General features: G+C 59.5%; 11 protein-coding genes. 4 read left to right on the forward strand and 7 right to left on the reverse strand.

What is annotated here, in order from left to right; translation table 11 throughout:
- Positions 1-50: 50 nt before the first annotated feature.
- From G3O01_RS30895 to G3O01_RS30905, 3 genes are all read left to right on the forward strand, one after another.
- A complete protein-coding gene (locus G3O01_RS30895; protein ID WP_205810684.1) occupies positions 51-470 on the forward strand; it encodes a tautomerase family protein in 420 nt (139 codons plus the stop codon).
- A 48-nt stretch (positions 471-518) separates the two neighbouring features.
- Positions 519-1,313 (forward strand): acetoacetate decarboxylase family protein, encoded by a 795-nt coding sequence (locus tag G3O01_RS30900; RefSeq protein ID WP_205810686.1) that lies wholly within the window; start codon positions 519-521, stop codon positions 1,311-1,313.
- A gap of 342 nt (positions 1,314-1,655) precedes the next feature.
- Positions 1,656-3,341, forward strand: a complete 1,686-nt coding sequence (locus G3O01_RS30905; protein ID WP_205810693.1) for an MASE4 domain-containing protein — start codon at positions 1,656-1,658, stop codon at positions 3,339-3,341.
- A gap of 57 nt (positions 3,342-3,398) precedes the next feature.
- Here the strand turns inward: G3O01_RS30905 and G3O01_RS30910 are convergent, their stop codons facing one another.
- Entirely contained in the window at positions 3,399-4,073 is a 675-nt protein-coding gene (locus G3O01_RS30910) for a gamma-glutamylcyclotransferase (protein WP_205810701.1), read from the reverse strand.
- A gap of 220 nt (positions 4,074-4,293) precedes the next feature.
- Positions 4,294-4,530: a hypothetical protein gene (locus tag G3O01_RS30915; RefSeq protein WP_205810703.1), complete on the reverse strand. Its 237-nt coding sequence runs from the start codon at positions 4,528-4,530 to the stop codon at positions 4,294-4,296.
- Between the two features lie 1,165 nt (positions 4,531-5,695).
- Here G3O01_RS30915 and G3O01_RS30920 point away from each other — a divergent pair.
- Positions 5,696-6,784, forward strand: a complete 1,089-nt coding sequence (locus tag G3O01_RS30920; protein ID WP_205810705.1) for a hypothetical protein — start codon at positions 5,696-5,698, stop codon at positions 6,782-6,784.
- Positions 6,785-6,854: 70 nt separating this feature from the next.
- Here the strand turns inward: G3O01_RS30920 and G3O01_RS30925 are convergent, their stop codons facing one another.
- The 5 genes from G3O01_RS30925 to G3O01_RS30945 form a co-directional block, all read right to left on the reverse strand.
- Positions 6,855-9,026 (reverse strand): hybrid sensor histidine kinase/response regulator, encoded by a 2,172-nt coding sequence (locus G3O01_RS30925; RefSeq protein WP_205810707.1) that lies wholly within the window; start codon positions 9,024-9,026, stop codon positions 6,855-6,857.
- 447 nt (positions 9,027-9,473) lie between these two features.
- On the reverse strand, positions 9,474-10,178 hold the full coding sequence (locus G3O01_RS30930; protein WP_205810709.1) for a substrate-binding domain-containing protein: 705 nt from the start codon (positions 10,176-10,178) through the stop codon (positions 9,474-9,476).
- 12 nt (positions 10,179-10,190) lie between these two features.
- The gene (gene ligK, locus G3O01_RS30935) at positions 10,191-10,874 is read right to left on the reverse strand and encodes a 4-carboxy-4-hydroxy-2-oxoadipate aldolase/oxaloacetate decarboxylase (RefSeq protein ID WP_205810711.1); all 684 of its coding nucleotides are present in this window, start codon (positions 10,872-10,874) and stop codon (positions 10,191-10,193) included.
- Positions 10,875-10,876: 2 nt separating this feature from the next.
- The gene (locus tag G3O01_RS30940; protein ID WP_205810713.1) at positions 10,877-11,902 is read right to left on the reverse strand and encodes an amidohydrolase family protein; all 1,026 of its coding nucleotides are present in this window, start codon (positions 11,900-11,902) and stop codon (positions 10,877-10,879) included.
- Between the two features lie 64 nt (positions 11,903-11,966).
- Positions 11,967-13,268, reverse strand: coding sequence for a gallate dioxygenase (locus tag G3O01_RS30945; protein ID WP_205810722.1), 1,302 nt, complete (start codon positions 13,266-13,268; stop codon positions 11,967-11,969).
- Positions 13,269-13,579: the final 311 nt, after the last annotated feature.

Below are 13,579 nucleotides of genomic sequence, written 5' to 3' on the forward strand. Positions count from 1 at the left end.
TTGTGCGAGCCTAAGATTCATTTCAAGCAAACGCACTTCAGGAGCTTCACATGCCAATGACTCATGTCTCGATGCGCAGCGGCAAGCCGGCCGCTTACCGCACCGCTGTGCTCGAGGGCATTCACGAAACGCTGCACATGTCGCTTGGCGTGCATCCGCAAGCGTTCTTCATGACCGTCAGCGAACACGACGACGCGAACTTTCATGTCAACACGACGTATCCGCACACGCGTTCATCCGACGTGCTGCTGGTCCAGATCACGCTGACAGCCGGACGTTCTGCGCAGGACAAGCAGCGCTTCTACGAACACCTTGTTGCGCGACTCGCGAGGCACCCGGGCGTCAAGCCTGCCGATGTGTTCATCAACCTCATCGAAGTGGCCAGCGAGAACTGGTCCGCGGGCAACGGACTGGCCGGACGAAACCCGTCTCCGGCAGCCGATGGCCCGACAGCCGCCGCGGCCAGTTGATACGCAGCGATACTCGTCGTTCAAATACATTCCATTCTGGAGAAAATCATGTCGAAGCAATACGCCGTTCCTCTTTCGCCCCGTGGCCTGTCGAGCATCGCACCGCCGCCGCCGTGGCACTATTCGGGCGATTTCCTGATCGTCGAATTCTGGGCCGATCCCGCCGCCGTGGCCGCGACCTTGCCGGAAGGTCTGACGATCGATCCCGCGTCGCCGGGACATGCGAGCGCGCTGTTCGTCGACTGGCAGTTCACGGGCGAAAACGATGAACTGCTGGATCCCGCGCGTTACCAGTACCGCGAATTTTTCGTGCTCGTGGATGCGCTGTACAACGGCCAGCCGGTTGCCTACTGCCCGTACATCTTCGTCGACAACGACTCGGCGATGATGCGCGGTCTGATTCAAGGCTTCCCGAAGCGCCTCGGCGCCGTGCATCAGACGCGCACGTTCGCGGCGCCCAGTCTCGCTGCTGCGCAGGTCGCGCCGGGTGCGCGCTTCGCGGCGACGGCATCGACGGCGGGGCAGCGCATTGCGCGTGCCGAAATCAGACTGACTGGCAAGGTCGACGACCCGTCGACGCTCAGCCTCGCCGGGCGTCCGATCGTGAATCTGCGCCACTTCCCGCGACTCGCAGCAGGGCAGCACGACACGCCTGCTGTGCACGAACTCGTGATGTCGATCATGGACAATCCGCGCATGGTCGATGCATGGGCAGGGGAAGGGCAGTTGAGCTTGCCGGTGGCCGACGGCGAAGAGATCTCGGACCTCTCGCCTGTGCGTGTGGGTGCGGGTTATCGCGTGTCGATGTCGTACACCGTGACGGACCTGAAGACGCTGGCGTGAGACCGGCGTTGCGCACGATAGCGCAGTAAAGCACGCGGCCCGGAAAGCTTTGCCTCCGGGCCGCGTGGCGATTGGTGATCTTCTCGCTGATGTTGACGCCATTCATCCAGCGCTTCAAAGACGGGTTCTGTAAAACGGGTTACATTCAATTTTCGCTTCGTAATCTGTCGACCCAAGGGGGCCGGAACGACAGTTCGGAGCCCCGCTTCAGATGACAGTCTCCGGTGCGCTCAGCTTGTGCACGCGGCGAAAGTCTTCGCAGTTCGGCTGTTCCGCAAACCGCATCGCCGTACGCGTTTCCTCCTGCGCATTTCAGACGCGAACATGAGGCGCAAAATGGTCATGAACATTGCACCGCACGAGCAGCATCTGTTCCTCTCGGACTTATCGCCCGGCCCGACCCAGAAGCGGCTCGCTGTGGCGGTCGTACTCGCCTTGCTGGTCGCCATCTGCTCGGCGGCCGGGCCGCTCGCGAAAACGCATCTGGGAAGGATCGACGCGTTCATTCCCGCTTACACGACGGCGATGTTCGTGACGGGGTCGATCACGGCAATCGTGCTGTTCGCGCAATTCTCGATCTTGCGTTCGAGCGCGCTTCTTTTGATCGCGAGTGGATATCTTTTCACTTCGCTCATGCTGATCCCGTGGATGCTCACGTTTCCCGGTGTGTTGGCGCCGACCGGATTGCTGGGCGCCGGATTGCAGAGCACGCCCTGGATCTACACCGTGTCGCACGTCAGCTTTCCGTTCATTGTCACCGGCTATGCGTTGCTGAAGGATGCGGAACCCACACGATGGTTGTGGCGTGGCTCCGCGAGGGCCGCCATTTTTTCGAGCGTTGTGGCGAGTGTGGTCGTTGCGTGCGGCGCGACCTACCTCGTGATAAATGAAGACGCCCGCATGCCCCGTCTCGTTCTCGATCCGATCCACCTTTCGCCGCTCTGGCCGCGTCTTGCTGCAGGGCTGGTGTTTCTGGATATCGTCGCGCTCGCTGTACTCTGGTTCCGGAGTCGCTCGGTGCTCGATCTCTGGTTGAAAGTGGTGCTATGCGCGTACGTGATCGAAGTTTCGCTGCTCGCGTTTCCCGTTCCAGTGCGCTTTACGTTCGGCTGGTACGTCGCGCGGATCAGTGCGCTTCTGTCCGCCTGTCTCGTGCTGTTCGTGCTGCTCTATGAAGTGTCGATGCTCTATACGCAACTGGTCCGCGCCGATCTCGCCCAACGCCGCGAGCGTGAAGCAAGGTTGCTGACCGGGGATGCAATCGCGGCCACGATCGCGCACGAAGTGCGGCAGCCCTTGGCCGCGATCGTCCTGTCAGCCCAGGTGGGCACGCGCTGGCTCAATCTCACGCCGCCGGATCTCGACGAAGCGAAGATGGTGCTGAAACAGATCGAAGCCGATGGTCGTCGCGCGGATGCAGTCGTCGAACGGGTCCGGGTGATGTTCAGGAAGAAAGAACTGAACAGGGTGGCGTTCGAACTCAACAGCCTCGTCCCTGAAACGGTTGCCCTCGTACGAGGCGATCTGCAGCGACATGGGATCACGGTTCGCCTGGATCTGAACGAACGCCTCCCGCAGGTAACGGGAGACCCGATCCAGTTGCAGCAGGTGCTTCTGAACCTGATCACCAATGCCATCGATTCGATGGCGAACAGGGACGAGCCTCGGATACTGGAGATTAAATCCGGCATTCACGAGAACGGTCACGTGAAGATACTCGTGGCAGACACCGGGACAGGAGTCGAGTCGCATGACGCTTCCCGTATCTTCGATCCGCTCTTTACCAGGAAGCCGCATGGCATGGGGATGGGTCTGTCGATCTGCCGCTCTATCATCGAGGCCCATAACGGCAAGATATGGTTCAGCGAGAACCAGCCACGCGGCACCGTTTTTCAGTTTGTCGTAGTCGCGAACGAAGCGATGTCAGCCGGACCCAGCGAGGCGGACAACGCAACCGGTTCAGCAAGCGTTCGCCATTCCAATAGAGGCGAGATGCTCAAACTGCTTTCGCCAAATCTGCTTTCGTGAAGACAACGCATCGCCTGAAATTTGCCGATGCTGCGTCGTTGTGCGTCGAAGCGATGCTTACCGTTCGCCGCACGCGTCGCGCAACGGCGAGCGCTCGATTTCTCGCACGATCGCGTCGACATAGGGATCGCTCACGCCGCACTCCGCAAGTGCGGCGTGCAGCATGAACAGATACTCGGCATTGCTGCCGAACGGGCCCGCCGCGCAGCCGATCAGCGGGGCGACGGTCTCAACGGACGAATCGGGCTGGAACTGCTCGCGCGACTCGTCGGCGACGAAAGCGATCGCGTGCGTTTCGCTACCGTCTTCGAGCGTGACGGGCGCCCATGTCGGACGGTAGGAGCCGAGCACCATCTCGCGGATCCAGATCGCCCGCAGTGCGTCGCCCGATGCCGTGTCGCGCAGTTGCAATGCGATGCCGCCCGTATGGCCGCCGGGGCGCAGCGCGAGCATCCGGCCCGGGCGCTCGGGGCTTGCGCGGCCCACCGTCATCTGCAGGCAGAAACTGCGCTGCCAGCCGTGCAGCGTCGCGACCATCCGTTTGTCGAACTCGATCATCGGGTTCCAGATGAGCGAGCCGTACGCGAAGATCCAGGTCGATGTGGCGTCGGCCGGCCTTGCCTGCAGCGTTGCTTCGAGCGAGGCGTCGATCTGTTCGAGCGTCCACAGATCCGGCAAGGACTCGAAGTGTTGCAGGTACGCGCCTGAATCGATGATCTGTCTGGTCACCATCTACGTTGCCCATGAAATTGCGTTGCGCGAATGGACATCAGTATGACGGTGACAGCGCACGGGATAAACCGTCGCGGACGAAACGCTTTGGCAACCGATTAGAGACAATCGGCGCGGGCGCATTGAGTAGCTTTGAGCAGGAGGGAAAGCGTGCACGTGCCTCGCCCGGTGACGGGCGCGAAGCACGCGTGAATTGCGTCGATGCGGGTACTCGCCGGCTTCAGCCTTGCGCCAGCGATTCCTCGGCTGCCTGCCAGTGCTCGGTCACGGCCTTGTCGGTGATGCGCACTTTCGGAAGCAGCGGCAGATAGCCGCGCAGCTTGATTTCGCCGACCGCGAGCGTTTCCGAGCGGTAGATCTCCGGGGTGACTTTCGTGCCGTCCTTGAATTCGACGGTGTAGCCGTCGATCGGCCCCCAGCGGCCCTTCGGTACGGGTTCGATATAGACGTGCTGCATGGGTTATCTCCAACGGTATGAAAAAAGCGTCCGGGTGATTCGCGACTGAAGGTCGTCGTGCCGTCACCTCTTGTATAAGAGAGTACCGAAGAAGCAGGGCGTGGCGTGTGCGGAATAGATCGCTTCTCCGATGATTTTTATGCATGAAAATCAATCGCTTGCAAGTTTAATTTCATAATTCGAAAAGGGTTTTTCCGATGCGCATTGCGCTCACGCTGCCATGCAGCAAGCGGTTTTGTGACACGGACCCTCATTCCGGATGGCGAAACGCGCGCGGGTGCGTTCGCAACCATTCGACCTTGAGCGGATGGAGGCAGGGCCGGGTACACATGTGACGCCGCGGCGCCCGTCGCTGACGTTCGACCAACGGGTACATTAACGGTCGGCTTGCCGAATCTTGCATTTGTCTACATCCGACCTATGCTCAATCGAACCGAGGTTCCCGAATAAAACTATCGACATAACGGAACCTGGGTTAGCCAGTCTGTCGCGTGGGCAGCAGACGTTCATTCCTTTTTTTCAATCTGGCCTTGCTCAAGCAGGCATGGCCGCGCTTTGCCTTTTTCTTTTCGATCCGGAGCTAATAGCTCCCGTTTAAAAACAGACAGACCGGTTTCAGGCGTAGCAAAACAGGAAGCAGAAGCACAATAGATCAAACGAGGATCATCATGAATCCGAGGGCATTGGACAGGCGGACGTCGAGCATTACGTCGTTTGAATCCGCGCGCCGGACAGGCGCGATCGCGGCGAAGGCATTCGCACGGCAGCGGATGGCGCCAACGCTTCAAATGGACTTCAGCTTCTCCTCAAGAGCTTTAATAAAACTCAAATAAAGTCCGGCGCGTCAGCATTCACACCCATCGTAACCAGGAGCGGAATAGCCGCTTGACCTGGCCGAATGCCCGCGCGCCACGTTTGCAGGCCTCACGTGCCTTCGCAATGGCGCTCGCTGGCTATGTATGCAGCGGCGTGTCGATGCGACTCAGGCATTGAGGAGGCTGCTTGATCATCAGGAAATGAGTCAGTGGCAGGTGGCGCCGGCTGGTGCGAGCTATTGCGACGATGCAGCCGGTACGGTCTATACGAGGAATGCTTCGACACAGTTCCATGGAGGTCAGCCATGAAAATGGATTCAATGCGCACGCTAGTCACGGGCGCTGTCGTCGTGGGCGGATTGCTTGCAGGCCAGGCAGTCAGAGCCGACGATGCACTGTCGCGTGGCAATGACGGGATCGATATCTTTATCGGCGATGTCGGTGATAGCACTATCAAACAGGTCAATATCTCGACGGGTGTGGTGCAAACGTTCGCTTCGACGAATTTCCCTAACGGATTGAATGGCGTGATGGGTCTTATCTTTGTAGACGGAGAACTGATTGCCAGTAATCAGAACTTCGGTACAGAGAATGGCGATATTCTCAGGTTCGACGGCAGGAAGGGTACGTTCAAACAGTTTCTGGTTTCTTTCGACGACAGGCATGCTGCGTATGCGCCGCAGGGCATTGTTTTTGGAGGCGGCTCGCGGGATTGGCGTCACCCCTATCAGCAAGACCACTATTACGTGGCGGACATCGTCGCGAGCACGAACGACCAGAACTGCTACAAGAAGGACGAAGGCGATATCAGAGAATACAACCAGTGGGGCGGCTGGATTGGCGTGCTCGATCACAGCAGGTTCAAGCCTGGTTTCTATCCGCGCGGCGTGGTGTTCGGCCCCGACGGCATGTTGTATGTCGCGGCGCGAGGCTGCCCGACTTCGGCCGATCCCAAGGTCGCGCTTCTCGCTTATCTGCTTCGCTTCGATCCGGATACGCATCGACTCGATGCAGTCATTGCAACGAATGACACAGTACGGGACCAAAAGCTGAATCTGGGTTTTCACCGGCCCGAAGGGCTTGCGTTCGACGACAAGGGCTATCTCTGGGTCACCAGTTTTCGTAACGTCAAAGATTCGGATGATGTCGACAGGATTCTCAAGTTCGATGTGAGAAGCGGAAAAGTGATCGATTCTTTGCCGTTGTCGAAACCGGGAGCGTCGCGCGCGAGCGCGCAGGCGATCGTCTTTGGTCCCGAAGGGAAACTTTATATTCCCATTTCCGGCAATGCGCCGGATACGACAGGAGAACTTCGTCGCTGTGACACAAAGACCAGGGATTGCGAGACGATCGTCAAGGCAGGTGGAGGATTGGTCTCACCGTGGTTCCCCATCTTCCGCAATAGCGATCCGGCGACGTTGAGTTACAAGGGGCGATAAAAGGCGAGGGGAATACGGCGGCCAGAATAGAATGCGGCACTGGCGGATTGAACCGGCAGTGCCGCATTTTTCACGCGCCCAATAGCGCCTCGAGATCTTCGGCGTCGAAAGGCTTGGCGAAAATCGGCACGCCCATATGCTTCGCTCTTTCCAGTTCGTCCGCGTAACCCGTCATCAGCACAAGCGGTTGTTCCGGGCGATGTTGCTTCACCCATTCGGCAAGGTCGATGCCGTTCATGTCGCCGGGCATCTGTACGTCGGACAGTACGAGTTTGAATGCCTGGCCGGATTGCAGCGCGGGCAGTGCGTCGTCTGCGCTCGGATAGTGTGTGACGGCGTGCCCCATCATTTCGAGCACGGCAGACAGGCTTGCCGCGACTTCGTGATTGTCTTCGATCAGCAGCACCTGTTGACTCCCGGCAACTGGCGATGAATCGGCAATTTCACTCACAGCCGCAATATCGCGCACGCTGCTTCTCGGAAAGTAGAGACGCACCGTTGTGCCCACACCTGGCTCACTGGTGATTTTCGCGGTTCCTCCACTTGCCTCGCACACGGCCATGACCTGTGACAGGCCAAGGCCGGGATGCGCGCTGCCCGTCTTCGTCGTGAAGAGCGGTTCGAAAGCCTGCATAGCGACAGCCGCGCTCATGCCTTCGCCGTTGTCGGACGCGGAGATCATCACGTAGTCGCCCGCCGGCACGCCGACGCTATGGGACGCGACCTCGACGTTCTGTGCGCGCACCGAGAACTTTCCCGCGCGATGCATGGCGTCGCGAGCATTGAGCGCCAGATTCACGATCGCCAGTTCCAGTTCCGCGACATCCGTGCGGATGGTCCAGATCTCGGGCGCGACGTCGATGCTGGTTGCGACGGAATCGCCTACCGTGGCCTGCACGACCTGTTGCATTTTCGGCAGCAGATGTGCGGGGTTCACCTGCGTGAGCTTTACAGGCTGCTTCCTGGCTGAACCCATCAAGGTGCGAACGAGGCTCTCGACAGCGCGTGTGGCGCGCTCAATCGAAGCCATTTCAGTGGTGGTTTCCCGGTAGCCTTTGGACCTCGCCATGGCCATGTTCGACTTCACGATCACGAGGTAGTTGTTGACGTCGTGAGCGACGCTTGCGACCAGATTGCCCAACGCACTCGCGCGCTGCAAATGCCTCGCGGCTTCTTCTGCATCGAGACGGCGGCCCGCTTCCGTTCGCCATTGCATCCAGGAGTTTTCTTCCGTCGATAGCTGCTTCAGCGAAAAGCCGATCAGCAGCCAGATACCGATGCAAGGCAGGCCAGCCAGTGCACAAATCAGAATGAAGTGATGCAGCCAGACCGAATAAAGCTCTGCGACAGGAAACCCGACTGCGACGTAAAGGCCATAGCCGTCGACCCGGCGATAAGCGATAAAACGCTTTTGTCCGTCTGAGAAAGTCGATGTTTCCAGCTGACCGACAAACTCATTGCGGGAAAACGCATTGGCCAGCATGTTCGATTCCAGCGCATCCAGACCGGGAGCGTTATTGGGGAAGCTCGTGAGCAACGAGCCATCGCGCCGATAGAGCCCGATGAAATTCGCAGAATCTTCGTCGACGAGTTTCTGATAAAAGCTGGAAAAGTAATCGCGGCGTAATGCAACCGAAATGACGCCGTGAAATTGCCCGTCGGCAGCGCGGCGCGCTTGCGCGACGTTGAACACGCTGACCTTCGACACGCTCGCCTGCATCGGCAGCGACACATAGGCTTCCGGCTGATAGTGCCTTGCATTAATGAAATCGTCGCGTGTCTGGATGTTGACGGCAGGAACAGGATAGAAGCGGCTGCTCACGAGAAGCTGCCCGGACGTGCCGAATGCCGAAATGGCCGCGACTTGCGGAAAGCCGCCTGCAATCTTCTCCAGCCGGCGATGAATGTCGGCCTGGTCGCGCACGATCTGCTCGTCTGTCTGGTCGGCGAGCAGTTCATCGACCCGGGAAACCAGTTCGGTATTCAGGTCCATGACCTTCAGAGCCTGCTCCTGCGCGACACGGCTCATCCGTTCGCTCGCTTCGACTGCATTGTTGTAGCGCTGCTTATAGGTGTAATAGCCGTAGCCGGCGAGGCATCCCAATGGAACAGCCACGGTGACGGCCAGTATGAAGAGCAGTACTTTTCTTGCGCGAGCGAAGTTGCGGGACGGCAGACGGCTTTCCGGCAAAGTCGCGTCATCCAGGTCCGTGCTTACCGGTCGAGAGAGAGGTTTGCTCATCGTGGCGGTTCAGGTCGCAATGCAGCATGCATCCGGGTCGGGCGGATGATCCGCTTTCAAAAGCATTCAGATCAATTCCATACATGGTATTGCAGCAGTTTCTGTACCGGTTTACTCGCTTTCCACTACTTTCCCGTCTTCGCGGCAATGCGCGTGCAGTTCATCCGGATCGCATTGGCGTTGTATGCCGTGTGAGTGGAAGATGCCCTCAGCGGGTGCATGCGCAAGGTTTCGCGCGTCGACCGATTGTGCAGACGAATGGAATCGAGGTGCCCGTCAGCGCTGCGGAAGGCCGAGTGCCGATGGTACGCGATCCGTCAGCGTGGAAAATACTGCAAACAGATGCAGGGTTTGACGCGCGAGCGTACTGTCGCGGGATTGACGATGCGGCCTCATTTCAAATGAGGCCGCATGCATGTGAAATAGCGCGTTACGGCTGAATCGAAGTCAGACAGCCGTCATTCCGTAACGGACTTTTATTTCGTCGCCATCGTGAGAGGCGAGATGGGCGAGGAACGCGGTCGCCTCTTCGTGTCGCTGCGATGTCGAACAGATCGCGGCGGAAAACACAGTGACGGCCTGAATCGCTGCCGGAAGCACTCCGCTCACATCGATTCCCGGTTCGTCGACGAGTTCGCTCAATTGCTGAAAGCCGATTTCAGCCTTTCCTTCGGCGATCAGGCTCGCAACGGGTACGCCGGGTGGCGCTTCGACGATCCGGTTCGCGAAGTCATCGGCAAGACCCCACCGATGAAGCAGATTGACGATATGCGTTCCGCTCGGTCCCGTTGAATATCCGATCGTGCGAGCGTTCAGCATGGCAGCGCGTACGGCAGACTCGGTGCTGATGTCGCAACGCGGCGCGCCACGCCTGACAGCGACGGCGATCTGCGATCGTGCGACGTCGACGCGGCTTCCGGTAACGATATGCCCGTCGTGCTCGAGCTTTTCGAGGGCTCCGGCGGCGAGGACGACGACATCGACGTGCTCGCCTTCCCGGATACGGCGAGACGCTTCGACGCCACCGACCGACACGATCGAAACAGGCAGCCCGGACGCGGCTTCATACGCTTGCGCGAGCTGCGTCAACACACGACGCGTCGCCATCGACGAAATGACGGTCAGCGGCGTGTTCGAGGTATCGGTCGTCATGTTCGCCATCGATCAGTCGATGTAGCGCAGGCCGGCTTGCTTCAGCGGGTCGCGCATGTTGTACATGTCGAGTCCCAGCACGCCGGATGCGAGCTTCGCGCGTTTTTCCGCTTCCAGTGCTTCCCGCGCAGTGGCCTTGTCGAGCACGGCTGCCGCTGCCGAAGCGGGCACGGCCACCACGCCGTCGAAGTCAGCGACGATCACATCGCCGGGCGAAACGAGAGCACCCGCGCAGACCACGGGAATGTTGACGGAACCCAGCGTCGCCTTGATCGTCCCTTTAGACGAAATCGCCTTGCTCCACACGGGGAAACCCATTTCCTCCAGCACTCTGGCATCGCGCACACCGGCATCGATAATGAGGCCGGTTGCGCCGCGCGCCTTGAAGCTCGTCGCCAGCAGGTCGCCGAAGTAACCATCGGTGCAGTCTGCCGTAATTGCTGCAACGACGATGTCGCCCGGCTGGATCTGTTCGGCCGCGACATGCATCATCCAGTTGTCGCCGGGATGCAGCAGTACCGTGACTGCCGTGCCGCTTGCCTGCGCGTGCGGGTAAATCGGGCGCATGTACGGCTTGAGAAGGCCGCTTCTACCCATCGCTTCGTGTACCGTGGCTGAACCGAGCGCGCCCAGTTTGGATGCGACATCCTTGTCCGCGCGTTTGATGTTGCGGTACACCACTCCCATTTCATACATGGTCAAACTCCCTTTGCCTTGAGTGCTGCGTCCAGACGCGGATAGACACGCCGTGCGTTGCCCTCGTAAATCTTGTACCGGTCTTCGGCATCCACATTTGCGGCTTCGATGTAGCGCTTCGTATCGTCGTAATTGAAGCCCGTTTCCGGATCGATACCGCGCACGGCGCCGATCATTTCACTCGCGAACAGAATGTTCTCGACGGGAATCACGCGCGTCAGAAGATCGATGCCCGGCTGGTGATAGACACAGGTGTCGAAGAACACGTTGTTCAGCAGATGTTCTGTGAGCAGCGGCTTTTTCAGTTCCTGCGCGAGTCCGCGGAAGCGTCCCCAGTGATACGGCGCGGCGCCGCCGCCGTGCGGGATCACGAAGCGCAGCGTCGGGAAATCCTGGAAGAGGTCCGACGTCAGGCATTGCATGAACGCGGTCGTATCGGCATTCAGATAATGCGCACCTGTCGTGTGGAAACACGCATTGCAGCTCGTGCTCACGTGAATCATCGCGGGGATGTCGTACTCGACCATCTTCTCGTAGATCGGGTACCAGTACCGGTCCGACAGCGGCGGGCTCGTCCAGTGTCCGCCAGAAGGATCGGGATTCAGGTTGATCGCGACATTCCCATATTGCTCGACGCATTTCACCAGTTCGGGAATGCACGTCTTCACATCGACGCCGGGACTTTGCGGCAGCATCGCTGCGGGAATGAAGCTGTCCGGGAAGAGCTGGCTGACGCGGAAGCACAGTTCGTTGCAGATGGCTGCCCACGTGCTCGACACTTCGAAGTCGCCGATGTGATGCGCCATAAAGCTCGCGCGAGGACTGAAGATGGTCAGGTCGAGTCCGCGTTCGCGCATCAGGCGCAGCTGATTGTTCTCGATCGATTCGCGCAGTTCGTCGTCGCCAATCCGCAATTCGGATACGTGCGGCATGTCTGCCGGGCTCTTGATGCCGGCGATCTGACGGTTGCGCCACGCTTCCAGCGCTTTGGGTGCCGTGGTGTAGTGGCCGTGAATATCAATGATCATCGTTGCTTTCTCTTTCAGGTCGTGGACTGCGCAAGCGGTGGCAATGAATGAGCGCTCGTGCAGCCTATTGCTTGTCTGACGAGGACTTGTCCCACGACACGTTCTGCCCACCCTTGCCGGCAACCGAATAGAGCGCGCCTGGCGCGTTGCGTGTTTTCTGGAATGCCTCGAGCGTTTCTCCACGCATCGCGGCATAGATGTGCAGATTGGAAATACCCGTGACGGCGCCGAGCTTTTCGAGCATGAAGAAGATCACGCCGTAATGGAGCAGCCCTTGCCAGTCGCGGCGGCGAATCAGGTCGCGTTCCTGTTCCGTGAGTCCCGCTGCCTCGAAGCTGGCTTCCTCATCGCGCTTGAACGCTTCGCGATGCTCGGGCTCGACCATGCGATGCAGGTAGTCGTTGATACGGTATGCGCGGACGGCAGTTTCGATCGAGAACGGATACGTGCCTTCGAGCTTCTCGACATTCTTCAGTTCGACTGCCATCTTCTCGCGATGACGCTCGACGTTGGCCGGGTTCGGTTCGCTGTCTTCGACTTCGTAGATGGCCGTCGCGATGCCCGCCATCGACGGCAGGTAATAGCTGCGATGCTTGCACACCACATTCGACGACAGCGCGCCGCGCATCGTGAGCCACATGATGACTTCCGCGCCTTCATAACCGCCGAGTTCCGCATACTCCGCAATCGTCATGCTCGCGAGCTGCTCGGGGTCGCGCTCGAACAGGTCGAGAAAGCGCTGGTCCCACGCGGTGTTGTTGAAGCCGGAGCGTTCGCCATGCACCTGATGCGACAGGCCACCCGTCGCGAGAACAGCGACCTTCAGGTCTTCCGGATAGCTTTCGATCGCGCGGCGCAGCGCCTGACCGAGCTTGTAAAAGCGGCGCGCGCTCGGCACCGGCAGTTGCAGCACGCCCATTTGCAGCGGAATGAGTTTGACCGGCCACTCGGGCTTGTGCGGGCACAGCATCGACAGCGGCGAGAAGCAGCCGTGGTCGAGCGCCTTGTTCTGGAAGAACGACATGTCGAATTCGTCCGTCATCAGCGACTTGCCGATGTGCGCGGCGAATTCCGGATGTCCCTTGATGGCGGGCAGGTCGCGCGCACCGCCGCCTTCGTCCGCGACCTGCCATTGCTCGCCGACGCCGAGCGCGAACGCGGAGTAGTGGTCGAAGAAGAACGACGTGACGTGGTCGTTGTAGATCGTCACCAGCACGTCGGGACGCTTCTCGGCGATCCAGTCGGACAGCGGCGCGAAGTTCTCGAAGATGGGCGCCCAGACGGGGTCGTCACGCTTGTTCTTGTCGAACGCGAAGCCGATTGTGGGGGTGTGCGATGCGGCAAGGCCGCCGATGATTTTTGCCATAGCTGAAAATCCCTTGACATGGTGCGTCGCCAGACGGGACTTCAATGAAGCGCATCCAGCGTTGGATAAGCGCATGAGATAGCAAGGCGGGCACGCGTGTCAATCGGGGTTCAGATGGCCCAAAGCATGCTGTGCGGACGGGCGGAAGCCATAAAACACGGTCATTCAGGCCCTCCGCGTGTTCTCCGGAAGATTTTGACCGATAAACATTTTCGATACCTGCTGCGCTCGAAAGCAACAGCACCGGGTGCACGGCCGCATCGTTCCCTGGAATGCAAAACGCCCGATGGAGTACATCGGGCGCCGGATCG

The sequence above is a fragment of the Burkholderia sp. Ac-20365 genome (assembly GCF_017104715.1).
Classification (GTDB): Bacteria; Pseudomonadota; Gammaproteobacteria; order Burkholderiales; family Burkholderiaceae; genus Paraburkholderia.

What these genes read in the sequence shown, in the direction of transcription:
- G3O01_RS30895 (WP_205810684.1), top strand. Translation starts at nt 51, where the DNA reads ATGCCAATGACTCATGTCTCGATGCGCAGCGGCAAGCCGGCCGCTTAC.
- G3O01_RS30900 (WP_205810686.1), top strand. Translation starts at nt 519, where the DNA reads ATGTCGAAGCAATACGCCGTTCCTCTTTCGCCCCGTGGCCTGTCGAGC.
- G3O01_RS30905 (WP_205810693.1), top strand. Translation starts at nt 1,656, where the DNA reads ATGAACATTGCACCGCACGAGCAGCATCTGTTCCTCTCGGACTTATCG.
- G3O01_RS30910 (WP_205810701.1), bottom strand. Translation starts at nt 4,073, where the DNA reads ATGGTGACCAGACAGATCATCGATTCAGGCGCGTACCTGCAACACTTC.
- G3O01_RS30915 (WP_205810703.1), bottom strand. Translation starts at nt 4,530, where the DNA reads ATGCAGCACGTCTATATCGAACCCGTACCGAAGGGCCGCTGGGGGCCG.
- G3O01_RS30925 (WP_205810707.1), bottom strand. Translation starts at nt 9,026, where the DNA reads ATGAGCAAACCTCTCTCTCGACCGGTAAGCACGGACCTGGATGACGCG.
- G3O01_RS30930 (WP_205810709.1), bottom strand. Translation starts at nt 10,178, where the DNA reads ATGACGACCGATACCTCGAACACGCCGCTGACCGTCATTTCGTCGATG.
- ligK (WP_205810711.1), bottom strand. Translation starts at nt 10,874, where the DNA reads ATGTATGAAATGGGAGTGGTGTACCGCAACATCAAACGCGCGGACAAG.
- G3O01_RS30940 (WP_205810713.1), bottom strand. Translation starts at nt 11,902, where the DNA reads ATGATCATTGATATTCACGGCCACTACACCACGGCACCCAAAGCGCTG.
- G3O01_RS30945 (WP_205810722.1), bottom strand. Translation starts at nt 13,268, where the DNA reads ATGGCAAAAATCATCGGCGGCCTTGCCGCATCGCACACCCCCACAATC.